Source organism: Streptomyces sp. BBFR2, from assembly GCF_044497305.1.
Classification (GTDB): Bacteria; Actinomycetota; Actinomycetes; order Streptomycetales; family Streptomycetaceae; genus Streptomyces.
The window spans coordinates 4822915-4845382 of record NZ_CP172415.1 but is presented as its reverse complement, the minus strand read 5'-3'; the positions used below and the strand labels follow the sequence as shown (position 1 = coordinate 4845382).

Below are 22468 nucleotides of genomic sequence, written 5' to 3'. Positions count from 1 at the left end.
GGTACGGGCGGACGGGGCACCGGACGGGCGCGGTGGCGCCTCAGCGGGAGGCGCGGTTGACGGCCGAGGCGACGGCCTTGATCGAGGCGCGGACGATGTTCGCGTCGATGCCGACGCCCCACAGGACCTTGTCGCCGATGGCGCACTCGACGTAGGCGGCGGCCTGGGCCGCGGCGCCCTCGCTCATGGTGTGCTCGACGTAGTCCAGGACCCGTACGTCCGCGTCGATCGCGTGCAGCGAGTCGATGAACGCGGCCAGCGGGCCGTTGCCGGTGCCGGTCAGGACGGTGTCGGCGCCGTCGACGACCGCCTCGACGGTCAGCGCGTCGGTGCCCTCGCTGGTCGTCGAGGTCTGCGCGGAGCGCAGCGCGATCCGGCCCCAGGCGTTCTCCGGGGTGGGCAGGTACTCGTCCTGGAAGGTCTCCCAGATCGCCGCCGGGGTGACCTCGCCGCCCTCGGCGTCGGTCTTGCCCTGGATGGTGCGGGAGAACTCGATCTGCATCCGGCGCGGCAGATCCAGCTTGTGGTCGTTCTTCAGGACGTACGCGATGCCGCCCTTGCCGGACTGCGAGTTGACGCGGATGACCGCCTCGTAGGAACGGCCGACGTCCTTCGGGTCGATGGGCAGGTACGGGACCGCCCACTCGATGTCGTCGACGGTCTTGCCGCGGGCCGCCGCGTCGGCCTCCATGGCGTCGAAGCCCTTCTTGATGGCGTCCTGGTGGGAGCCGGAGAAGGCGGTGTAGACCAGATCGCCCGCGTAGGGGTGGCGCGGGTGGATCTCCATCTGGTTGCAGTACTCGGACGTCCGGCGGATCTCGTCGATCTGCGAGAAGTCGATCTGCGGGTCGACGCCCTGGCTGAAGAGGTTCATGCCCAGGGTGACCAGGTCGACGTTGCCGGTGCGCTCGCCCTGGCCGAACAGGCAGCCCTCGACGCGGTCGGCGCCGGCCATCACGGCCAGCTCGGCGGCGGCGACGGCGGTGCCGCGGTCGTTGTGCGGGTGGGTCGACAGGCAGACGAACTCGCGGCGGGTCAGGTGCCGCGACATCCACTCGAAGCGGTCCGCGTGGGTCGAGGGGGTGGAGCGCTCGACCGTGGCCGGCAGGTTCAGGATGATCTCGCGGCCCGCCTCGGGCTGCCAGACGTCACAGACCGCCTCGCAGACCTCCAGCGCGAAGTCCAGCTCGGTGTCGGTGAAGATCTCCGGGCTGTACTGGTAGCCGAAGACCGTCTCGTCGCCCAGGATCTTCTCGGCGTACTCCATGACCAGCCGGGTGCCGTCCACCGCGATCTGCTTGATGTCGTCCTTGGAGCCGCGGAAGACGACCCGGCGGAAGGTGGGGGCGGTGGCGTTGTAGAGGTGGACGGTGGCGCGGTGGGCGCCGCGCAGCGACTCGACGGTCTTCTCGATCAGGTCCTCGCGCGCCTGCGTCAGGACGGAGATCGTCACGTCCTCGGGGATCGCGCCCTCTTCGATGATGGAGCGGACGAAGTTGAAGTCGGTCTCACCGGAGGAGGGGAAGCCGACCTCGATCTCCTTGTAGCCCATCTTCACCAGCAGATCGAACATCTCCCGCTTGCGGGCGGGGGACATCGGGTCGATCAGCGCCTGGTTGCCGTCGCGCAGGTCGGTCGAGAGCCAGCGGGGGGCCTTGGTGATGCGCTTTTCCGGCCACGTGCGGTCGGGGATGTCCACCGCTTCGTACCGGCCGTACTTGTGGACCGGCATACCGGAGGGCCGCTGCGTCTGCGTGGCGTTGGTGACCGGGGTGGGGCGGCCGACGGCGTTCTCGGCGGGGGTCGGGGTCGACATGGTGCGTGGGGCTCCTCGTGCAGTCCGCGGATGTCCCCGGCCCGGGATGCGTCCGGGCCGGGAAAGGCCGACGGGGCGATCGCTCGCAGCACCGAACTCCGCGGGGAGGGGGTCGGCCTACGACTACAGGCCCTCGCCGCGGCAGCTAAGGAGAAGCAGCCCGAAACGCATGATGCCCTGCACCTTAACCGAGCCGATCGAGTCCTGCGGCCCCGTATCAGTATGCGGGACCGCATGGACAACACGGCCGGAATGCGATCAGGCACACGTTTTTGCACCACACGTTTTCGGGAAAATCCAGGAGCGGGCAGTGACACCGGCGTCACGCAATGCGACATTTGCAGGTATGGACGTCACCTCGAAGCCGGACACCCCGGCCACTCCCGTTTTCTGCACGATCGTGCCGCCCCACCTCCTCGACAAGCTGGCACAATCCGACGCTCCTGAACACCACGAGCCGGCCCGCCGCACCCTGGAGTACGACGCGGCCCTGCGCACCCGGCGCCACGAGTGCACCCTGCACACCGCCGCGGCCCGCACGGAGGGCTCCGACAAGCCCAACCGCACCATCTACGACGCCCGGCACACCGAGGACCTCCCCGGCACCAAGGTGCACGCCGAGACCGACAGCGCCTCCAAGGACGCCTCGGTCAACCGCGCGCACGCCGGGCTCGGCGCCACCTTCGAGCTGTACCTCAAGGTCTACGGCCGCCACTCCATCGACGACGCCGGTCTCCCGCTCAACGCGACCGTCCACTACGGCGAGAAGTACGACAACGCCTTCTGGGACGGCGAGCGGATGGTCTTCGGCGACGGTGACGGCAAGCTCTTCAAGGACTTCACCATCCCCGTCGACGTCATCGGCCACGAACTCACGCACGGCGTGACGCAGTACACCGCGGGCCTGGACTACAACGGCCAGTCCGGCGCGCTCAACGAATCCGTCTCGGACGTCTTCGGCTCGCTGATCAAGCAGTACGCCCTCAAGCAGAGCGCCGAGCAGGCCGACTGGCTGATCGGCGCCGACCTCCTCGCCCCCGGCATCAACGGCGAAGCGCTGCGCTCCATGAAGGCGCCGGGCACCGCGTACGACGACCCCAACCTCGGCAAGGACCCGCAGCCGGCGACGATGGCGGACTACGTCGAGACGCAGGACGACAACGGCGGGGTGCACATCAACTCCGGCATCCCCAACCACGCCTTCTACCTCTTCGCCACGGCGGTGGGCGGCAACGCCTGGGAGAAGGCCGGGCAGGTCTGGTACGACGTGCTGACCGGCGGGAAACTGAAGAAGGACGCTCAGTTCGCGGACTTCGCCAAGCTGACCATCGAGGCGGCGAAGACCCGCTTCGGAGCCTCGGGCGCCGAGCACGAGGCGGTCGTCAAGGCGTGGTCGACGACCGGCGTCGTCACCGCCGAATAGCGCAGCGCCGGGACGTCTGCGGCGTCCCGGGCGGGTAGGAGCCACTCATGCACATTCACATCAAGCGCACCGGTGGCTTCGCGGGCATCGCGCGCCGCGCCGAGGTCGACACCTCGGCGCGGTCCGACGCCGACGCCTGGCACACCCTCGCCGAACAGTCCCTCGCCCAGGGGCACACCGAGCCCCCGGTCGGGGTACCGGACGGCTTCTGTTACCAGATCACCGTGGACGGCAAGACCGTCTACTGCTCCGATCCGCGCCTGACCGATGAGCAGCGCACGCTGATCACGCGGGTGCTGAAGGAGGGTGACTGAGGTACGGCGCGGGAGAGTTGACGGACGGAGGGCGGTGGCGGCCGGTGGGCCGCGCCGCCCTCCGTCCGCGTTCCGGGGCCGTTCCGGGCCGGTTCCGGACGGCCGGGCGCGCGGCTCTTGACTCCGTTACCGGCGGTATCCATGCTCCGGCCATGACAACGGTGCCGGACGTCCCCACCCCGCTCCCCCGTTTCCCCGCCTCGTTCCTCTGGGGCGTCTCCGCCTCGGCGCAGCAGACCGAGGGCGCCATCGACGAGGACGGGCGCGGCCGGTCGTCCTGGGACGCGTTCGCCGAGCGGCCCGGCCGGATCAAGGACGGCTCCGACTCCCGGGTGGCGACCGACCACTACCACCGCTACCGCGAGGACGTCGCGCTGCTGCGGGAGCTGGGCGCCGGGGCGTTCCGCTTCTCGGTGGCCTGGCCGCGGGTGGTGCCCGACGGCGACGGCGCCGTCAACGCCCGGGGCCTGGACTTCTACGACCGGCTCGTCGACGCGCTGCTGGCGGCGGGCGTCGCGCCGGTGCCGACGCTCTTCCACTGGGACACCCCGCTGGCGCTGGAGGAGCGCGGCGGCTGGCTGCGCCGGGAGACCGCCGCGCACTTCGCCGCGTACGCGGACGCCGTCGCCGCCCGGCTCGGCGATCGCGTGGAGCGCTGGATCACCCTCAACGAACCGGCCGAACTGACCCTCCTCGGCTACGGCATCGGGGAGCACGCGCCCGGCCGCCGGCTGCTCTTCGACGCGCTGCCCGCCGCCCACCACCAACTGCTGGGCCACGGGCTGGCCGTCCAGGCGCTGCGCGCCCGCGGCGCCGGGAACATCGGCATCGCCAACTCCCACGGCCCCACCTGGCCCGCCTCCGCGTCCGCCTCGGACACCGGCGCCGCCGACCTCTACGACCTGCTGCTCAACCGGCTGTTCGCCGACCCGCCGCTGCTGGGCCGCTACCCGGACGACGATGTGGCGGCGCTGCTGCCGGGTCCGGTCGCCGAGGACCTGAAGATCATCGGCGAGCCGCTGGACTGGTACGGCATCAACTACTACCAGCCGACGCGGGTGGGCGCCCCGCTGCCCGGCGGCGCCGCCGCGGACTTCGGCGGCCTCACACTGCCGCCCGAACTCCCCTTCGCGCCCCGGGAGATCGAGGGGTACCCGCGTACCGGCTTCGGGTGGCCGGTGGTGCCCGAGGCCCTCACCGAACTGCTGCTGTCCTTCCGCGACCGCTACGGAGACCGGCTGCCCCCGGTGCTCATCACCGAGAACGGCTGCGCGTACGACGGGACCGACGACCGGGAGCGGATCGCCTTTCTCGACGGGCATCTGCGGGCGCTGCACGCGGCGATGGCGGCGGGCGTGGACGTCCGCGGGTACTTCGTGTGGTCGCTGACCGACAACTTCGAGTGGGCCGCGGGGTACACGCAGCGGTTCGGGCTGGTGCACGTCGACTACGCGACGCAGCTCCGTACCCCGAAGGCGTCCTTCCGGTGGCTGCGGGACGCCTGGCGGGCGCAGCGGGGATGACCGGCCCGGCGGGCGGCGCGGGGCCGGGGCCCGGGCGGCGGGCCCGGCTCGGGCCTCGGCCGGGCGGTCCGCTCGGCCCGTCCCATCGACGGGCGGTCGGGGACGAGGACCGGCGCCGTGCCCCGGGCCGGCCCGGCTCAGCCCAGCGTCTCCATCAAGGTGGTGACGTAGGCGTCGAGCCGCTCCGCCACGGCGTGCGCCGTCAGCTCCGTCCTTCCCGCCTCCCGCCAGGGCCGCGCCACCAGCGCCACCTCCTCCGAACTGGCCAGCCCGTCCCGCACCTGCCAGTACAGCCGCTCGCTCGTGGTCGCGGCCAGCACCCCGCCGGCCTGCTCGTACGCCTCGGTGAACCGCAGGCCCCACTCCGGGCCGTGCAGCAGCGCGAGGACGGTGGAGCAGTGCGCCACATCGAGATCGGCCGGGCCCCAGGAGGTCGCGGCCCAGTCGACGACGCCGGTGATCCGGGCGCCCGCCGGCCTCTCGGGCGGTACGTCGAACAGCACGTTGCCGGGCTGGAAGTCCCGGTGCAGGAACCGGCCTTCGTAGGGCGGCGCGGGCTTGCGGATCACCTCGATCGCCGCGTCCCACACCGCCTTGTCGGCGCCTTCCGGAACCACGACGGTGTCGGCGGTCGTCAGCGCCACGTACTTCCGGGGCCGCTCGGCGGGCCGTACCGCGTGGATCTCCACGAGTTGCCGCGCCAGCAGCGGGACACGCGCCTCCACGCCCTCGTCGCCGAGGACGGTCCGGCCCGCGAGGTGCGTCATGAGGAGCGACGGATACTCGCAGTGCGCGGCGGTCGGATCGACCGCGACCAGCCCGGGAGCCGGCACGTCGGTTCCGGTGAGCAGGGTCAGGGCGCCGGACTCGCGGTTCAGCCAGTCCTCGGCGTGCGCCACGTCGACGAAGGTCCGCAGCACCAGGTCACGGGTGCCTCCGTCCCGCGTGCCGAGGGTCAGCCGCCGCATCTCGGCGGTGATACCGCCGTGCAGCGCCTCGATTCCGACGATCCGTTCACCGGGCTCCAGGTGCGTGCGCACCCAGGCCAGCGTCAACGGGCGGACGGCCGCCGCCTCACCGTGATTGCTCATGGGGTCACCTCATCGTTCGGGCGGTGGCACGCGCGAAGTCTTTCGGGGCGCGGGGCGGGGGCGGGCGGCCGGCGGCCTTCGCGGGCCGGGGCGTTGTCAGTGGTGGGTGAGACGCTGCGGGCATGAGTGAAACCGTGCAGGGACCCGCGAGTTACTTCCCGTCGATCGAGAAGAGGTACGGCCGTCCGATCGGCCATTGGCAGGACCTCATCCGCGCCTCGCCGCTGACCCGCCACATGGAGCTGGTCGCCTGGCTCAAGTCCGAGCACGGGCTGGGCCACGGCCACGCCAACGCCCTCGTCGCGCACACCCTCGCGGGGCGAAGAGCCGGGTAGCCGCGGCCCCGGTCCCGCGCGGGGCCCGGGGCCGCGGCGAGGCGTACGGGCCTCAGAATCCCAGCTTGCGCAACTGCTTGGGGTCGCGCTGCCAGTCCTTGGCGACCTTGACGTGCAGATCGAGGAAGACGGGCGTGCCCAGCAGCGCCTCGATGTGCTTGCGCGACTTGGTGCCGACCTCCTTCAGCCGCTTGCCCTTGGGCCCGATGATGATGCCCTTCTGGCTGGGCCGCTCGATGTAGACGTTGGCGTGGATGTCCAGCAGCGGCTTCTCCGCGGGCCGGTCCTGGCGCGGCAGCATCTCCTCGACGACCACGGCGATGGAGTGCGGCAGCTCGTCGCGTACGCCCTCCAGGGCCGCCTCGCGGATCAGCTCGGCGACCATGACCTGCTCGGGCTCGTCGGTGAGGTCGCCCTCGGGGTAGAGCGGCGGGCTCTCCGGCAGCAGCGGCACCAGCAGATCGGCGAGCAGGCCCACCTGCGCCTCACCGACGGCCGAGACCGGCACGATCTCCGCCCACTCGATGCCCAGCTCCTTGCCGAGCCGGTCCACGGCGAGCAACTGCGCGGCCAGCGTCTTGGAGTCCACCAGGTCCGTCTTGGTGACGACGGCGATCTTGGGGGTCTTCTTGATCCCGGCCAGCTCGGAGGCGATGTAGCGGTCACCGGGGCCGAGCTTCTGATCGGCCGGGAGGCAGAAGCCGATGACGTCGACCTCGGCCCAGGTGGTGCGGACCACGTCGTTGAGCCGCTCGCCGAGCAGGGTGCGCGGCTTGTGCAGCCCCGGGGTGTCGACGAGCACCAACTGCGCCTCGGGGCGGTGGACGATGCCGCGGACGGTGTGCCGGGTGGTCTGCGGGCGGTTGGAGGTGATCGCCACCTTCGTGCCGACCAGAGCGTTCGTCAGGGTGGACTTGCCCGCGTTGGGGCGGCCGACGAAGCAGGCGAAGCCCGCACGATGCGGGGCGGAGGAGTCTGTACGAGCGCTCATGGCGCCCATTGTCCCCGATCCCCGCAGCCCCACCGACCACCGGCCGCCTCGTACGGGGACCGGGCACCCGGGCGGCGGCGGGCCGAGCGGGGCGGCCCGGTGCCCGGCCGGACGCACCGTGGGCGGCCGGAGCGCGGCCGAACGGCGGCGGACGAACCGGCCGGCGAGCAGGAGCCGGACCGGAGCGCGGGCCGAAGGGCCCAGGGCCGGGCCGGCGCACAGGCCGAGCGGCGGCGGGCGGTTTGGCCGCGGGCAGGTGACCGCGCCCGGGGCGGAGCGGTTCCCGTACCGCCCGAGGGACGGCAGGGGGCCGACCGCCTCCGTAGCGGCCGGCCGCTCAGGCCGCTCGCGTCGCCCGCTCAGACCGCTCGCGCCGCCCGCTCAGGCGCTCGCGTCGCCCGCCGTGGTGGTCGTGCGCAGCGTGCCGTCGGGGCCCGCCACGAGGACGGGGGTGGCCGGGCCGCCCAGGTCCGCGACGGCCGCGCGGTCCGCGTCGGTGGCCTGCTCCGCCTCGGTGACCACGGCGGCGGCCTCCAGGGAGCGGGCGCCGCTGGCCACGGCCATCGCCACGGCGGTCCGCAGCGCGCTGAGCTTCAGCGAGTCCAGGGCCACCGTTCCGGCGACGTAGGTACGGCCGGTCTCGTCACGTACGGCGGCGCCCTCGGGCACACCGTTGCGGGCCCGCGCCGAACGCGCGAGCGTGATGATCTTGCGGTCTTCGGGGTCCAGCGGTGCGGCTTCGCTCATACGGGCGAGCATATGCGGGAGCCGGTCCGGGAGGCCCCGCGGGGCGGACGGGGTTCCGGGCCGTCCGCGCTCCGCCGGGGCGCGGCGTCGAACCGTACGGCCGCCACCCGCTCCCGGGTACGGGCGTCCAGCGCCACCAGCGACGTCACGTCGGAGAGCGAGGCGGGCAGCGCGGCGGGGGCGGCGAGGCGGTCCAGGCTGCGCAGCAGGCGGTTCAGGCCGCGGCAGTGGCGGGCGAAGACGCGGCGGCGCACCCAGCGGGCGCGGGCGCGCTGCCCGGAGAGCGCGGTGGCGGCGCCCACGTCCAGGAGGACGACGTGCAGCGTCCGGCCGTGGCGGGCGGCACCGCGCGCCAGCAGACGGCGCAGCCAGGGCCTGCTCCCGCAGTCGTGGACCAGCACCGGACCGTCCCCGCGCAGCGCGGCCCCCACCTCGCGCAGCAGCCGCCAGCGCGCCCAGGGCCGGTAGACCGCGTACGGCAGCCAGTGCGGCATCACCGCCTCGCAGGCGAGGTGCACGGCGCGCGGGTCGATCACCCGCGCCCCGGCCGCCGCGCGCGGCACCTCGCCGCACGCCCCGCCGCCCTGCTCCGACCAGCGGCGCAGCAGGGTGCTCTTACCGCTGCCCGGCAGCCCGGCGACCACGACGACGGCACCGGCCGGATACCGGAGAATCCCGGGCACCGCCTCCACCGCCCGCAGATCGACCAGCCCACGGGGCCGCGCCTCCCCGACGGCGGTCGGCCGGCCCGTCCCGGACACCGCCTCGGCCCCGTCCCGCGGCACCCCGCCGGACGGGTCGCCCGGGGTCCCGGCCTGTTCGCGAGGTGCCTCTTCGGACGCGCTGCCCGGAGCCCCGGTCCGTTCCCGAGGCGTGTCTCCGGACGCGTCCCCCGGCGCCCCGCCCGTGGTGTCCCCGGCCCGCTCCCCCGGCGGTGAGACGCCGGGCCCGTCCGGTGGTGTCCCCGCGGGGGCCGCCGGGCGGGCCGGCCCCCCGTCCGTCCGCTGCTCGCCCGTACCGCTGGTGATGTCGGATCCCCCTCGCCGTGCGCTGATTCCGGGCAAGCTTCGCACGGGCGCCGGAAGGGGCGGGAGGGGGCGATGACGGGCGCCGCGGGGCCGGGCTCGGCGCTCAGGACGGGCGGCCGTGCGACCGGCGGCGGACTCCGCACCGGGCGTACGGAGCACCGCGAACGAGCGGGCGGGCGGGCGGCAGCCCCGCCCCGGGACCGCAGCGGCAGGGCTCGCCCGGACGCCCCCTCCTCGGACACCACCCGCCCCGACGTCCCGGGCGAACGCCGCCCGGCTCCCCCGCCCGGTCCCGCTCAGTCCCCCGTATCGCCGCGCCCGGTGCCCCCGGCGGAGCTGCCCGTTCCGGTGGTGCCCGCTCCCCGGACCGGTTCGCACAGGACCGTGATGATCTTGTTGCGGCGGCCGCCCGGGGACTCGGCGGTCAGGCGCAGGCCGGTGAGGTCCGGGGCGGCGGCGTCGGCGGAGAGGTCGACGACGGCGGTGGCACCGGCGATGGGGACGCGGCCCAGCAGCTTGGCGAGCAGCCCGCCGACGGTTTCGACGTCCTCGTCGTCCAGCTCCGCCAGGCCGTACAGCTCGCCGAGGTCGCCGATGTCGAGGCGGGCGGTGACGCGGTAGCGGTCGTCGCCCAGCTCCTCGACGGGCGGCAGCTCCCGGTCGTACTCGTCGGTGATCTCGCCGACGATCTCCTCCAGGATGTCCTCGATGGTGACGATCCCGGCCGTGCCGCCGTACTCGTCGATGACCACCGCGACGTGGTTACGGTCGCGCTGCATCTCCCGCAGCAGGTCACCGGCGTTCTTCGTGTCGGGCACGAAGACGGCGGGGCGCATCGCGGAGGAGACCAGTTCGGTCTCGGCGTCGCGGCTGACGTGGACCTTGCGGGCCAGGTCCTTGAGGTAGACGACGCCGACGATGTCGTCCTCGTTCTCGCCGGTCACCGGGATGCGGGAGAAACCGGAGCGGAGCGCGAGGGTCAGCGCCTGGCGGATGGTTTTGTACCGCTCGACACAGACCAGGTCCGTGCGCGGCACCATCACCTCCCGCACCAGGGTGTCGCCGAGCTGGAAGACGGAGTGCACCATGCGGCGCTCCTCGTCCTCGATCAGCGACTCCTTCTCCGCGAGATCGACCAGCGCCCGCAGCTCCGCCTCGGAGGCGAACGGGCCCTTCCGGAAGCCCTTGCCCGGCGTGAGCGCGTTGCCCAGGAGGATCAGCAACTGCGGGACCGGGCCCATGATCCGGGCCAGCGGCAGCAGGACGTACGCGGCGGCGGTCGCGGTGTTGAGCGGGTGCTGGCGGCCGATGGTGCGCGGCGAGACACCGACCGCGACGTACGAGACGAGGACCATCACGGCGATGGCGACGGTCAGCGCCTGCCAGGTCTCCTCGAAGGAGCGCAGGCAGGCGTAGGTGACGAGTACCCCGGCGGCCATCTCGCAGCCGACGCGGACCAGCAGGGCGACGTTGAGGTAGCGGGTCGGGTCGGCGGCGACGGCGGCGAGCCGTTCGCTGCCCCGGCGGCCCGAGCGGACCGCCTCCTCGGCGCGGAAGCTGGTCGTCCGGGCGAGGCCCGCCTCGGCGCAGGCGGCGAGCCAGGCGATCACGACGAGCAGCACCGCGACCGCGATGAGTTGGGTGGTCATCTGCCGGGTCCGGTCAGGTCACGGTGGGGGCCGGGGACGGGCCGGTCAGACCCCGCTCGGCGCGCCAGCCGTCGATGATCGCCGCCTGGAGGCCGAACATCTCGGCCTTCTCGTCGGGCTCCTCGTGGTCGTAGCCGAGGAGGTGCAGCACGCCGTGGACGGTCAGGAGCTGCAGTTCCTCGTCCATGGAGTGGCCGGTGGGGGCGTCCTCGCCCTGCTTCTTGGCGACCTCGGGGCAGAGCACGATGTCGCCGAGGAGGCCCTGCGGGGGCTCGTCCTCGTCCTTGGCCGGGGGGCGCAGCTCGTCCATCGGGAAGGACATCACGTCGGTCGGACCGGGGAGGTCCATCCACTGGAGGTGGAGCTGCTCCATCGCGTCGGCGTCGACGACGATCACGGACAGCTCGGAGAGCGGGTGGATGCGCATCCGGGCGACGGCGTAGCGGGCGACGTCGAGGATCGCCTGCTCGTCGATGTCCGTGCCGGACTCGTTGTTGACGTCGATCGACATGGGGGGTGTGACTTCTCGCTTCTGGTGGGTGCCGGGCCGGCCGCGCGGAGGCGGCCGGCCGGCGGGACGGACCTAGCCGCCGTTGCGGCTGTCGTACTTCTCGTAGGCGTCGACGATACGGCCCACGAGCTTGTGGCGGACGACGTCCTGGCTGGTGAGGCGGGAGAAATGGACGTCGTCGACGCCCTGGAGGATCTCCTGGACCTGGCGCAGGCCGCTCTTCGTGCCGCCCGGGAGGTCGACCTGGGTGACGTCACCGGTGATGACGATCTTCGAGTCGAAGCCGAGGCGGGTGAGGAACATCTTCATCTGTTCGGGGCTGGTGTTCTGCGCCTCGTCCAGGATGATGAACGCGTCGTTGAGGGTGCGGCCGCGCATGTAGGCCAGCGGTGCGACCTCGATCGTCCCGGCGGCCATCAGGCGCGGGATGGAGTCGGGGTCGAGCATGTCGTGGAGCGCGTCGTAGAGCGGGCGCAGATACGGGTCGATCTTCTCGTAGAGGGTGCCGGGCAGGAAGCCGAGGCGTTCACCGGCCTCGACGGCGGGGCGGGTCAGGATGATGCGGTTGACCTGCTTGGCCTGGAGTGCCTGGACCGCCTTGGCCATGGCGAGGTAGGTCTTGCCGGTGCCCGCGGGGCCGATGCCGAAGACGATGGTGTGCTGGTCGATGGCGTCGACGTAGCGCTTCTGGTTGAGCGTCTTGGGGCGGATGGTGCGGCCGCGGTTGGAGAGGATGTTCTGGGTCAGGACCTCGGCCGGGGTCTCGGCGCCGCCGTCGCCGTCGGCGCGCAGCATCGCGATGGAGCGTTCCACCGCGTCCTCGGTCATCGGCTGGCCGGTGCGGAGCACCAGCATCATCTCGTCGAAGAGGCGCTGTACAAGGGCGACTTCCTCGGCGTCACCGACGGCGGTGACGTCGTTGCCGCGGACGTGGATGTCGGTCTCGGGGAAGGCCTTCTCGATCACGCGGAGCAGCGCGTCCCCGGATCCCAGGACCGTCACCATGGGGTGCTTGGCCGGGACGGTGAACTGGGCGCTCGCCTGCTGGTGCCTGGATGTCTGCGTCATGGGTCGGCGCTGTGGCCTGCTCAACCCCTGTCCTTTGCCGATCGCTGATGAGCGGTGCGTGTGACTCAGCTCCTACGGCTCCAGAGTACGACGGGGCACCGACAACACCGAAAGGCTTTACGAAGACCGAAGCGGCGGGCGGGAACGGCCCGGCCCGCCGCCGTGTGCCGCCGCCCCGCTACGCCGGGCGGCGGAAGCCGATCGTGGGGACGGCGCGGGCCGGCGGCGTGCAGCGGCCCGGTGCGGGCAGCACCGCGTCGAGGAAGGCGTAGCGGTCGCGGAGGGCTGCGGTGTCCGGGGTGCGGCCGTCGCGGATCCGCCGCCACCAGGTGACGATCTCCGACCAGCCGGGGGCGGCGAGCGAGCCGCCGAACTCCTGGACGGAGAGGGCGGCGGTCAGCCCGGCGAAGGCGAGCCGGTCGGCGAGCGGCCAGGCGGCGAGGGTGCCGGTGACGAAGCCCGCGACGAAGACGTCACCGGCGCCGGTCGGGTCGAGCGCCTCCACGGCGATGGCGGGCACCTCGGCGCTCTCGCCGGTACGGCCGTCGACGGCGCAGGCGCCCTCGGAGCCCATGGTGACGACGGCGAGCGGCACCCGCTCGGCGAGCTTGCGGGCCGCGGCGCGCGGATCGGAGGTGCGGGTGTAGCGCATCGCCTCCTCGGCGTTGGGCAAGAACGCCTCGCAGTGGGCGAGCCCGTCGAGGTCGGCCGGGTCCCAGCGGCCGGTGTCGTCCCAGCCGACGTCGGCGAAGATGCGGCTGCCGCGGGCGGCGGCGCAGCTCAGCCACGCCTCGGGGCGGCCGGGCACCAGCGAGGCGACGCAGGCGCGGGAGGGCGGCGGGCAGCCGGGCGCGTGGCCGCCGTCGAAGGCGGTCTCCGGCGGCGGTGCCTCGTGGCCGTGCGAGACCATCGTGCGTTCGCCCTCGTACGCCATGGAGACGGTGACGGGGGAATGCCAGCCGGGGACGGTGCGGGAGTAGGTCAGGTCGATGCCCTCGCCGTGGCTGAGGACGTCCCAGCAGTACTCGCCGTACATGTCGTCGCCGAACGCGGCGGCGAGGGAGGTGCGCAGGCCGAGGCGGGCGAGGGCGGTGGCCATGTTGGCGACGCCGCCGGGGCTGGAGCCCATGCCGCGGGCCCAGGACTCGGTGCCGCGGACCGGCGCGGAGTCGAGGCCGGTGAGGATGATGTCGAGGAAGACCGTGCCGGTCAGGTAGACGTCGGTGGCCGGGTCGGCGGCGGTGCGCACCCCGGCGAGGGGGTCGAGCACCGGCGCCGTGGCGCCCTGCCGTGCGGGCTGCTGCTTCTGTCCCCGTCCGCTCACCGTGCTCGCCTCTCTCCCGCCGGTCCGGTCCCGGTGGTTCCCGTCGCGTGCGTCCCCGTCCCGGCGGTGCCGACAGTGTGCCTGATGCTGCGGTACGTTCCGGCCCATGAGGCTCACGATTCTCGGCGGCGGTGGCTTCCGCGTGCCGCTGGTGTACCGCGCGCTCCTGGAAGACCCGGCCCGCGCGGTGGACGAACTGACCCTGTACGACACCGACCCGCGGCGGCTCGCGGTCATCGGCGACGTGCTCGAACGGCAGGCGCAGGGGCATCCGGCGCCGGTGCGGGTACGGCGGGCGGAGAGCCTGGAAGCGGCGGTGACCGGCGCGGACTTCGTCTTCTCGGCGATCCGGGTGGGCGGCACCGCGGGCCGGGTGCGCGATGAGCGGATCCCGCTGGCCGAGGGCGTGCTGGGCCAGGAGACGGTGGGCGCGGGCGGGGTGCTCTACGGGCTGCGGACGATCCCGGTGGCGCTGCGGATCGCGGAGCTGGTGGCGGAGCTGGCGCCGCGTGCGTGGGTCATCAACTTCACCAACCCGGCGGGGATGGTGACGGAGGCGATGGCGGAGGTGCTGGGCGAGCGGGTCATCGGGATCTGCGATTCGCCGGTGGGGCTGGTGCGGCGGGCGGCGCGGGCCGCGGGCGTGGACGGCGCGGCGTTCGCCGAGGGGCGGGTCGCGTACGACTACACGGGCCTCAACCACCTCGGCTGGCTGCGGTCGTTGACGCTGGACGGGCGGGATCTGCTGCCGGGGCTGCTGGCCGATCCGGCGGCGCTGGGCTCGTTCGAGGAGGGCCGGCTGTTCGGCGCGGAGTGGCTGGCGGCGCTGGGCGCGCTGCCCAACGAGTACCTGCACTACTACTACTTCCGCCGGGAGACGCTGGCGTCGGTGCGGGAGGCGGCCGTCACGCGCGGGGAGTTCCTCGACGGGCAGCAGGGCGGGTTCTTCGCGCGGGCGGCCGAGGCGGGCGGCCCGGAGGGCGCGTACGCGCTGTGGGAGGCGACCCGGCGTGAGCGCGAGGAGACGTACATGGCGGAGAGCCGGGAGGCCGGCGGAGGGTGGCAGCGTGACGCCTGCGATCTGGAGGGCGGCGGGTACGACCGGGTGGCGCTGGCGCTGATGCGGGCACTCTCCGACGGCGCGGACGGTGCGGGCGGTGCGGGTGGCGCGGACGGTGCGGGTGGGCGGCTGATCCTCAATGTGCGCAACGGGACGACCGTGCCCGAGATGGCGCCGGACGCGATCGTGGAGACGGTGTGCGAGGTGGGCGCGGGCGGCCCGGTGCCGCTGCCGTGCGCCCCGCTGCGCGCCGATCAACTGGGCCTGATGCTCCAGCTCAAGGCGGTGGAACGGGCGACGGTCGAGGCGGCCGTACGCAAGGACCGGGCGGCGGCGTTGCGTGCGATGGCGCTCCATCCGCTGGTGGACTCGCCGGCGGTGGCCGCCCGGATTCTGGAGCGGGCGGCCGAGGTGGGGTGAGGGGCGGGCCGAGCGGGGCGGCGGGGCGGGTCTCGTCCAGTGCCTCTCCCGGGCGGTGGTGGGTGCGCTATCGCCCGGCCGTGGGTGCGCTATCGCCCGGCCGTGGGTGCGCTATCGCCCGGCCGTGGGTGCGGTGGTGGGGTCGGGGGTGGGGTTACGGACTGCTCCGCTTTACGTCCGTAACCCCACCCCCGACCCCACCACCTTCTCGCCGTGCGAGGGCTTCGGTCGGCTGTGGTTGGTGTTCGTGCCGGGTCGGGGTGGGCGCTTCGCCTTCGCCGAAGGCCGGCGCCCGCCCCGGCCGGGCTCAGTGTCCCCGCTTCACCCATTCCTCCAGGTGGGGGGCCTCGTCGCCGATTGTCGTGGGGTCGCCGTGGCCGGTGTGGACTACGGTCTCCGGGGGGAGTTTCAGCAGTCGGTCGCGGATCGAGTCGATGATCGTCGGGAAGTCCGAGAACGAACGGCCGGTGGCGCCGGGGCCGCCCTGGAAGAGGGTGTCGCCGGTGAAGACGGCGCCGAGGCCGGGGGCGTACAGGCTGACGGCGCCGGGGGCGTGGCCCGGGGTGTGCAGCACCGTCAGGTCCGTACCGGCGATGGTCAGGACCTGGCCGTCGGACAGCTCCCGGTCGGGCGGGGTGCCGGGGTGGGTCTGCTGCCAGAGGGGCAGGTCGGCGGGGTGGAGGTGGATCAGCGCGCCGGTGCGGGCCGCGAGGGCGGGGGCCGCGTCGATGTGGTCGTTGTGCGCGTGGGTGCAGACGATGGCGCGCAGGGTGCGGCCGCCGAGCGCGGTGAGGATGGCGTCGGCGTCGTGGGCGGCGTCGATGACGATCGCCTCGTCGTCGTCCCCGACGATCCAGACGTTGTTGTCGACGTCCCAGGTGCCGCCGTCGAGGGAGAAGGTGCCGGAGGTGACGAGGTGGTCGATGCGGGCGGCCATCAGAGCGTCACCACCGAACGCAGCACATCGCCGGCGTGCATCCGCTCGAAGGCTCCCTCGACGCCGTCGATGCCGATGGTCTCGGTGACGAAGGCGCTCAGGTCGATCCGGCCCTGCTGGTGCAGGTCGATCAGCATCGGGAAGTCGCGGGACGGCAGGCAGTCGCCGTACCAGGAGGACTTGAGGGAGCCGCCGCGGCCGAAGACGTCGAGGAGCGGCAGTTCCAGCTTCATCTCGGGGGTGGGGACGCCGACGAGGACGACCGTCCCGGCCAGATCGCGGGCGTAGAACGCCTGCTGGTACGTCTCGGGGCGGCCGACCGCCTCGATGACGACGTCCGCGCCGAAACCGCCGGTCAGCTCGCGGATCGCCTCGACGGGGTCGGTGGTGCGGGAGTTGACGGCGTGGGTGGCGCCCATGGTGCGGGCGGTGTCCAGCTTCCGGTCGTCGACGTCCACCGCGATGATCTTCGCGGCGCCGGCCAGCCGGGCGCCGACCACCGCCGCGTCGCCGACGCCGCCGCAGCCGATGACCGCGACGGTGTCGCCGCGCCCGACGTTGCCGGTGTTGATGGCCGCGCCGATCCCGGCCATCACCCCGCAGCCCAGCAGCCCGGCGACGGCGGGCGAGACGGACGGATCGACCTTGGTGCACTGCCCGGAGGCGACCAGCGTCTTGTCGGCGAAGGCGCCGATGCCCAGCGCGGGCGACAGCTCCGTGCCGTCCGTCAGCGTCATCTTCTGCTGGGCGTTGTGGGTGGCGAAGCAGTACTGCGGACGGCCGCGCAGACAGGCCCGGCACTGGCCGCACACCGCGCGCCAGTTGAGGACGACGAAGTCGCCGGGCGCGACATCGGTGACGCCCTCGCCGACCGACTCCACGATCCCGGCGGCCTCGTGGCCGAGCAGGAACGGGAAGTCGTCGTTGATACCGCCCTGCTTGTAGTGCAGATCGGTGTGGCACACCCCGCACGCCTGGATCTGCACCACGGCCTCGCCGGGGCCGGGATCGGGCACCACGATGGTCTCCAGCCGGACCGGTTCGTTCTTCCCCGGCGCGATGACGCCGCGTACTTCCTGTGCCATGGGACAGCCCCTCTCGAAGATCAGTACGGGATCACTGTGGCGTACCACCACCGAGCCGTGCCACACCGTACGCGGGGCGGGCGGCCGTCCGCAGGAGCCGGGACGGATTCCGTGATCTTGGCTACGCGAACGGGCGCGGGCCACCGCGCCCGCCCCCGCTCACCAGCGGGGCACGGCCGGAACTCGCCACTCCGGGTCGGCCCGGCGCATGGCGGCGGCGTCGTCGCGGGAGCGGAGCGCGCCGTCGTCCTCGCGCCAGCAGCGGTGCAGGGCGGCGAGCCGTTCGCGGTCGAGGGTGACGCCGAGGCCCGGCGCGTCGCTCACCGTCAGCGCGCCGCCGTGGAAGGCGAGCCGTTCGGTGAGGACGTCCTCGGTCTGCCAGGGGTAGTGGGTGTCGCAGGCGTGGTCGAGGCGCGGGACGACGGCGGCGGCGTGGGTCATCGCGGCGAGGGAGATGCCCAGGTGGGTGTTGGAGTGCATGGACAGACCGACGCCGAACGTGGCGCAGAGCGCGGCGAGTTCGCAGGTGGCGCGCAGTCCGCCCCAGTAGTGGTGGTCGGAGAGGACGACCTGTACGGCATCGCGGGTGAACGCCTCGGGGATCTCCTCGAACGTCGTCACGCACATGTTGGTGGCGAGCGGCAGCGGTGTGCCGCCCCGGGCGCGCAGTGCGGCGGCGATCTCGGCCATCGGGCCGGTCCCGGCGGCCGGGTCCTCCAGGTACTCCAGAATGCCGTCGAGCGCGGCGGCGACCCGCAGCGAGGTGGCGACGGACCAGGCGCCGTTGGGGTCGAGCCGCAGCGGCTTGCCGGGGAAGGCGGCGGCGAGGGCGCGGACGGCGGCGATCTCCTCGTCCGGCGGGAAGACACCGCCCTTGAGCTTGAAGGAGCCGAAGCCGTGCTCGGCGGCGAGGCGGCGGGCCTGGGCGACGATGCCGTCCGGGTCGAGGGCCGCGCCCCAGCCGTCGGCCTCGCCGCGGCCCCGCGGGTGCGCGGCCCAGCGGTAGAAGAGGTAGGCGCTGTAGTCGACACGGTCGCGGACCTTGCCGCCGAGGAGGGCGTGGACGGGCAGCCCCGCCGCCTTCCCCCAGGCGTCCAGGCAGGCCACCTCGACGGCGGAGACGACGGAGCGGCGGAGCTTGTCGGCGGTGCGGACGCCGCGCAGTCCGGCGGCGTCGACGGCGCCGGGCCCGCCCGCGTCCGGGGAGTCGCCGCAGACGCGGGCGGCGAGCGCGGGCAGCGCGTTCAGATCGGTGACCCGGTGGCCGGGCAGCGCGTCGGCCAGCGGCCGGGCCAGTTCGAGGTAGGCGGTGTCGCCGTACGTCTCGCCGACGCCGGTGACCCCGTCCGCGGTGACCACCTCGACGATCAGCCGCGGGGTGTACGGCTGGTGGACCCCCTGGGTGTTCAGCAGCGGCGGATCGGCGACCAGGACGGGGGTGAGCCGGACCTCGGTGACGGTGAGGCCGTGAGCACGGGTGGCGGCCAAGGGACGCACTCCTGTCTCCAGAGGGGCACCGCCGTCCGGCGGCACCGCACATGTCCGCGTATGTGGACGGCGTCCACGGACGGGAAGGGAGGCTAGGAGGGCTGGAGAGGAGCGTCAACGGGGCGTCGGGGGCGGGGAGCCGGGCGTCCCGGCTTGCGGCGGGCGGGAGTTGGCGCGTCCGGGCCCGAGCCGGGGCGTCCCCTCCGGGCGCGGGCGTGCGCCGGGCCGCCCGGCCGCGGGCGTGGCGCGCCCGCCCCGGCACCCGGCTCCGGTGCCGGACGGCATCCGGCTCCGGCCCACCCGGCACCCACCCCGGGCCGCCCGGAACTCCCGTCTCTTTGCCAATCATTGAATCTTCGCGCGTAGATCCCGCGCCGCGCCTCTGTTACATCTACCTGGTCCGGGCAGGTCAGGCCCGGCCCCGCGCGGCCACCGCGCGGACCCCCACCGCTTCCCGAAGGAGCCGCGCATGCCCCGCTCTTCCCTGTCCCGCCGCGTCCCGGACGCCCTCCGCTCCCGCCGGGCGCGGATCGGCGCCGTGACGGTCGCCGCGCTCGTCGCCGGCACCGCGGCGTTCGGCGCCGGCCAGGCCACCGCGGAGCACTCCGTGCCGCGGACCGACAAGGAGATCCCCAACCTCACCCTCGTCCAGGACAAGATCAAGGCGTACTACGGCGACACCGTCACCGCCGACGGCGAGCACTACGCCTCCCCGAAGAGCAACTACGCCCGCCAGGTCCGCGCGATCGAGACGAAGGCACGCGCCTACCTGAGCCGCGCGCTCGCCCGGCAGCAGGCGCACCCGGACAAGGGCGGCGCCAAGCCCGCCATCGTCCTCGACATGGACGACACCACGCTGCTGACGTACAACTACGAGCTGCGCGAGGGCTTCCACTTCACCGAGAAGAGCCAGGACGCCTACCTCGCCTCGACCGACATGGACCCGGTCTTCGGCATGGACCGCCTGGTCAACTGGGCCCACGACAAGGGCGCCGAGGTCTTCTTCCTCACCGGGCGCAAGGAGGCCCAGCGCGAGTGGAGCGTGCGTAACCTCAAGAACGTCGGCTACGGCGTCCCGCTCGACCGCGGCCACGTCTACCTGAAGGACAAGGAGCACCCGCCGGCGTACCTGCCGTGCGGCGCCGACTGCACCACGGTCGAGTTCAAGTCCGGCACCCGTAAGCACATCGAGTCGCTGGGCTACGACATCGTCGCCAACTTCGGCGACCAGTACAGCGATCTGCGCGGCGGCTACGGCAACCGGACGTTCAAGCTGCCGAACCCGATGTACTACCTGCCGTGAGCCCGATGTACCACCTGCCGTGAGGACGCCGGGAGTGACCGGCGCCGGTCACTCCCACCGCGTCCCGACGCGGGCGGACCCCTCCGGCACCCGCCGCGCCGCCCGCCGCCAGGCCGCGGCGATCTCCGCCGGACAGCGCCGGACGCTGCGGGTGAGCCGGGCCCCGGCGGTCAGCTCGACGACGCCGTTGACCCGCAACGCCGCCGGAGAACCCAGCCGTCCGCAGGGAGCGCCGAGCCCAACGCCCCTACGCTCAGCGCCGCTTGGGGACCGGCACCCGCATCAGGTCACGGGCGACGGTCAGCTCACCCGTGAACCCGGCGTCCCGCGCCTGCCGTTCGAAGAGCGACGGGTCGGAGTAGCGCTGCGAGAAGTGCGTCAGCACGAGATGCCGCACCCCGGCCTCCACCGCCACCTTCGCCGCCTGACCAGCCGTCAGATGGCCGTGCTCGGTGGCGAGCCGCACATCCTCGTCGAGGAAGGTCGACTCGATGACCAGCAGATCCGCCCCCTCGGCCAGCGCGTGCACCCCGTCGCACAGCCGGGTGTCCATGACGAACGCGAACCGCTGCCCGCGCCGCACCTCGCTGACCTCGTCCAGACGCACCCCGCGCAGCTCCCCCTCGCGCTGGAGGCGGCCGACGTCGGGCCCGGCGATGCCGTGCGCCGCGAGCCGGTCCGGCAGCATCCGCCGGGCGTCCGGCTCCACCAGCCGGTAGCCGAACGCCTCGACGGGGTGCGACAGCAGCCGCGCCTGAAGTGTGTACGCCGGAGTCTCCGCCAGCACCCCGTCCGCCGCGACCGGCTCCTGCCGCAGCCGGACCGTCTCGCGGTAGGCGGTGGAGTACCGCAGCCGGTCGAAGAAACGCTGCCCGCTCGCCGGGTAGTGGGCGGTGACCGGGTGCGGCACCCGGTCGAGGTTGATGCGCTGGATCACCCCGGCGAGCCCCAGCGAGTGGTCGCCGTGGAAGTGGGTGACACACAGGCGGTTGAGGTCGTGGGCGGCGACCCCGGCACGCAGCATCTGCCGCTGCGTGCCCTCGCCGGGGTCGAACAGCAGCCCCTCGCCGTCCCAGCGCAGCAGATAGCCGTTGTGGTTACGGTGCCGGGTCGGCACCTGACTCGCGGTGCCGAGGACGACCAGTTCGCGTACGGACAACTCTCCGCCTTCGCCCCGTCAGACCAGGCTCTGCAGGTCACGGCCGCCGAGCACATGGGCGTGGGCGTGGAAGACCGTCTGCCCGGCGCCGGGGCCGGTGTTGAAGACGATGCGGTAGCCGGTGCCGTCGACCTTCTCGTCGGCGGCCACCTCGCCCGCCTCGCGCAGCACGTCACCGGCGATGGCCGGTTCGGCGGCGGCCAGTTCGCGGGCGTTGGCGTAGTGGACCTTCGGGATCACCAGGACGTGGGTCGGCGCCTGGGGGTTGATGTCGCGGAAGGCGACGGTGGTCGCGGACTCCCGCACGACGGTCGCCGGCACCTCCCCCGCCACGATCTTGCAGAACAGGCAGTCGGCCTGCGGTTCTCCCGCCACCGGTGGGCTCCTCCCGGGTCATCGGCCGCCGCACCCGCCGGAGCGGGAGGGCCGCGCGATGGCCGCCCTCGTCACGTCCCGGCACACCCGGCGGACCCCGTACGCACCCTGCGCACGCTCTCGGATGCTACCGGCCCGGCCCGCCGTACGGCCGGTTGGGCCGACCACGCCGGAGCGCAGCTCCAGGGACCGCCGACGCGGACGGCCCGGCACCTAAGCTGACCGCGCACACCTGGCCTTTCCCCCACAAACCGGGAGCTGACGCACCATGGCAACCACCCGCACCGCCACCACCCACTGGGAGGGCAACCTCCTCCAGGGCAAGGGCGCCGTCACCCTGAACTCCTCCGGCGCCGGAACCTTCCCCGTGAGCTGGCCGGCCCGCGTCGAGAAGCCCAACGGCGTCACCAGCCCGGAGGAGCTGATCGGCGCCGCGCACTCCGCCTGCTACTCCATGGCCTTGTCGCACGGCCTCGCCGAACAGGGCCACACCGCCGAGATCATCGACACCCAGGCCGACGTCACCCTCCAACTCGGCGAGGGCATCACCACCATCGCCCTGACCGTCAAGGCGCGCGTCCCGGGCCTGTCGGAGGACGACTTCCAGGCGGCGGCGCAGAGCGCCAAGGCCAACTGCCCGGTCAGCCAGGCGCTGAAGGGCGTCGGGAACATCACCCTCAGCGCCGAACTGGTCGGCTGACGGCGGCCCGGCCGGTCCGTACGCCGACCGCCCGGCACCCCGGACCGGCCCCCGCAGCCGACGGACAGGCGGACGGACGGGCCGGGCACGGGGCGCACGGCGGGGGCCGGTGCCGCGCCCG

The 22468-nt window shown here is 73.4% G+C and carries 22 protein-coding genes; 7 read left to right on the top strand and 15 right to left on the bottom strand.

The genetic code is table 11. The features are described 5' to 3' along the window. Window positions 1-40: 40 nt before the first annotated feature. Complete coding sequence (gene leuA, locus ACGH2B_RS19675) at window positions 41-1816, bottom strand: 2-isopropylmalate synthase (protein ID WP_399091243.1); 1776 nt, start codon at window positions 1814-1816, stop codon at window positions 41-43. 346 nt (window positions 1817-2162) lie between these two features. On the opposite strand from leuA, the gene ACGH2B_RS19670 reads away from it, so the two are divergent. The 3 genes from ACGH2B_RS19670 (at window position 2163) to ACGH2B_RS19660 (ending at window position 5076) form a co-directional block, all read left to right on the top strand. Beyond that, window positions 2163-3239, top strand: coding sequence for a M4 family metallopeptidase (locus ACGH2B_RS19670; protein ID WP_399091240.1), 1077 nt, complete (start codon window positions 2163-2165; stop codon window positions 3237-3239). Window positions 3240-3286: 47 nt separating this feature from the next. Beyond that, complete coding sequence (locus tag ACGH2B_RS19665; RefSeq protein WP_399091237.1) at window positions 3287-3553, top strand: protealysin inhibitor emfourin; 267 nt, start codon at window positions 3287-3289, stop codon at window positions 3551-3553. A 152-nt stretch (window positions 3554-3705) separates the two neighbouring features. Then, the gene (locus tag ACGH2B_RS19660; RefSeq protein ID WP_399091233.1) at window positions 3706-5076 is read left to right on the top strand and encodes a GH1 family beta-glucosidase; all 1371 of its coding nucleotides are present in this window, start codon (window positions 3706-3708) and stop codon (window positions 5074-5076) included. A 137-nt stretch (window positions 5077-5213) separates the two neighbouring features. Here ACGH2B_RS19660 and ACGH2B_RS19655 read toward each other — a convergent pair whose 3' ends face one another. Beyond that, window positions 5214-6167 carry a phosphotransferase family protein gene (locus ACGH2B_RS19655; RefSeq protein ID WP_399091230.1) on the bottom strand — a complete coding sequence of 318 codons (954 nt, stop codon included), beginning with the start codon at window positions 6165-6167 and terminating at the stop codon, window positions 5214-5216. Window positions 6168-6289: 122 nt separating this feature from the next. On the opposite strand from ACGH2B_RS19655, the gene ACGH2B_RS19650 reads away from it, so the two are divergent. Next, entirely contained in the window at window positions 6290-6502 is a 213-nt protein-coding gene (locus ACGH2B_RS19650) for a DUF4287 domain-containing protein (protein WP_399091227.1), read from the top strand. Window positions 6503-6554: 52 nt separating this feature from the next. Here the strand turns inward: ACGH2B_RS19650 and era are convergent, their stop codons facing one another. From era to ACGH2B_RS19615, 7 genes are all read right to left on the bottom strand, one after another. After that, window positions 6555-7493 carry a GTPase Era gene (gene era, locus ACGH2B_RS19645; RefSeq protein WP_399091224.1) on the bottom strand — a complete coding sequence of 313 codons (939 nt, stop codon included), beginning with the start codon at window positions 7491-7493 and terminating at the stop codon, window positions 6555-6557. 381 nt (window positions 7494-7874) lie between these two features. Beyond that, window positions 7875-8240: a cytidine deaminase gene (locus ACGH2B_RS19640; RefSeq protein ID WP_399091221.1), complete on the bottom strand. Its 366-nt coding sequence runs from the start codon at window positions 8238-8240 to the stop codon at window positions 7875-7877. Then, a complete protein-coding gene (locus ACGH2B_RS19635) occupies window positions 8237-9001 on the bottom strand; it encodes an AAA family ATPase (protein WP_399091218.1) in 765 nt (254 codons plus the stop codon). The genes ACGH2B_RS19640 and ACGH2B_RS19635 overlap by 4 nt, the downstream gene beginning before the upstream one ends. A gap of 563 nt (window positions 9002-9564) precedes the next feature. After that, on the bottom strand, window positions 9565-10917 hold the full coding sequence (locus ACGH2B_RS19630) for a hemolysin family protein (RefSeq protein ID WP_399091215.1): 1353 nt from the start codon (window positions 10915-10917) through the stop codon (window positions 9565-9567). Window positions 10918-10930: 13 nt separating this feature from the next. Then, window positions 10931-11428, bottom strand: a complete 498-nt coding sequence (gene ybeY, locus ACGH2B_RS19625; RefSeq protein ID WP_399091213.1) for an rRNA maturation RNase YbeY — start codon at window positions 11426-11428, stop codon at window positions 10931-10933. Window positions 11429-11500: 72 nt separating this feature from the next. Continuing rightward, complete coding sequence (locus ACGH2B_RS19620) at window positions 11501-12496, bottom strand: PhoH family protein (protein WP_399091210.1); 996 nt, start codon at window positions 12494-12496, stop codon at window positions 11501-11503. Window positions 12497-12674: 178 nt separating this feature from the next. Continuing rightward, on the bottom strand, window positions 12675-13820 hold the full coding sequence (locus tag ACGH2B_RS19615; RefSeq protein WP_399091207.1) for a carbohydrate kinase family protein: 1146 nt from the start codon (window positions 13818-13820) through the stop codon (window positions 12675-12677). A gap of 106 nt (window positions 13821-13926) precedes the next feature. On the opposite strand from ACGH2B_RS19615, the gene ACGH2B_RS19610 reads away from it, so the two are divergent. Further along, on the top strand, window positions 13927-15300 hold the full coding sequence (locus tag ACGH2B_RS19610; RefSeq protein WP_399091204.1) for a 6-phospho-beta-glucosidase: 1374 nt from the start codon (window positions 13927-13929) through the stop codon (window positions 15298-15300). A gap of 307 nt (window positions 15301-15607) precedes the next feature. Here ACGH2B_RS19610 and ACGH2B_RS19605 read toward each other — a convergent pair whose 3' ends face one another. The 3 genes from ACGH2B_RS19605 to ACGH2B_RS19595 form a co-directional block, all read right to left on the bottom strand. After that, entirely contained in the window at window positions 15608-16237 is a 630-nt protein-coding gene (locus ACGH2B_RS19605) for an MBL fold metallo-hydrolase (RefSeq protein WP_399091201.1), read from the bottom strand. Then, window positions 16237-17322, bottom strand: coding sequence for an S-(hydroxymethyl)mycothiol dehydrogenase (locus ACGH2B_RS19600; RefSeq protein WP_399091198.1), 1086 nt, complete (start codon window positions 17320-17322; stop codon window positions 16237-16239). Before ACGH2B_RS19600 ends, ACGH2B_RS19605 begins: the two co-directional genes overlap by 1 nt. A 159-nt stretch (window positions 17323-17481) precedes the next feature. Continuing rightward, complete coding sequence (locus ACGH2B_RS19595; protein ID WP_399091195.1) at window positions 17482-18810, bottom strand: enolase C-terminal domain-like protein; 1329 nt, start codon at window positions 18808-18810, stop codon at window positions 17482-17484. Between the two features lie 469 nt (window positions 18811-19279). Here ACGH2B_RS19595 and ACGH2B_RS19590 point away from each other — a divergent pair, with 469 nt between their 5' ends. Then, the gene (locus ACGH2B_RS19590; RefSeq protein WP_399091192.1) at window positions 19280-20113 is read left to right on the top strand and encodes an HAD family acid phosphatase; all 834 of its coding nucleotides are present in this window, start codon (window positions 19280-19282) and stop codon (window positions 20111-20113) included. Between the two features lie 48 nt (window positions 20114-20161). Here ACGH2B_RS19590 and ACGH2B_RS19585 read toward each other — a convergent pair whose 3' ends face one another. From ACGH2B_RS19585 to ACGH2B_RS19575, 3 genes are read right to left on the bottom strand one after another with little or no spacing between them, the layout of a single operon-like run. After that, window positions 20162-20311: a hypothetical protein gene (locus ACGH2B_RS19585; protein ID WP_399091189.1), complete on the bottom strand. Its 150-nt coding sequence runs from the start codon at window positions 20309-20311 to the stop codon at window positions 20162-20164. Window positions 20312-20366: 55 nt separating this feature from the next. After that, entirely contained in the window at window positions 20367-21272 is a 906-nt protein-coding gene (locus ACGH2B_RS19580) for a ribonuclease Z (protein ID WP_399091186.1), read from the bottom strand. An 18-nt stretch (window positions 21273-21290) separates the two neighbouring features. Continuing rightward, entirely contained in the window at window positions 21291-21647 is a 357-nt protein-coding gene (locus ACGH2B_RS19575; RefSeq protein WP_399091183.1) for a histidine triad nucleotide-binding protein, read from the bottom strand. Between the two features lie 268 nt (window positions 21648-21915). Between ACGH2B_RS19575 and ACGH2B_RS19570 the strand changes: the two genes are divergently transcribed. Beyond that, the gene (locus ACGH2B_RS19570; RefSeq protein ID WP_399091180.1) at window positions 21916-22347 is read left to right on the top strand and encodes an OsmC family protein; all 432 of its coding nucleotides are present in this window, start codon (window positions 21916-21918) and stop codon (window positions 22345-22347) included. Window positions 22348-22468: the final 121 nt, after the last annotated feature.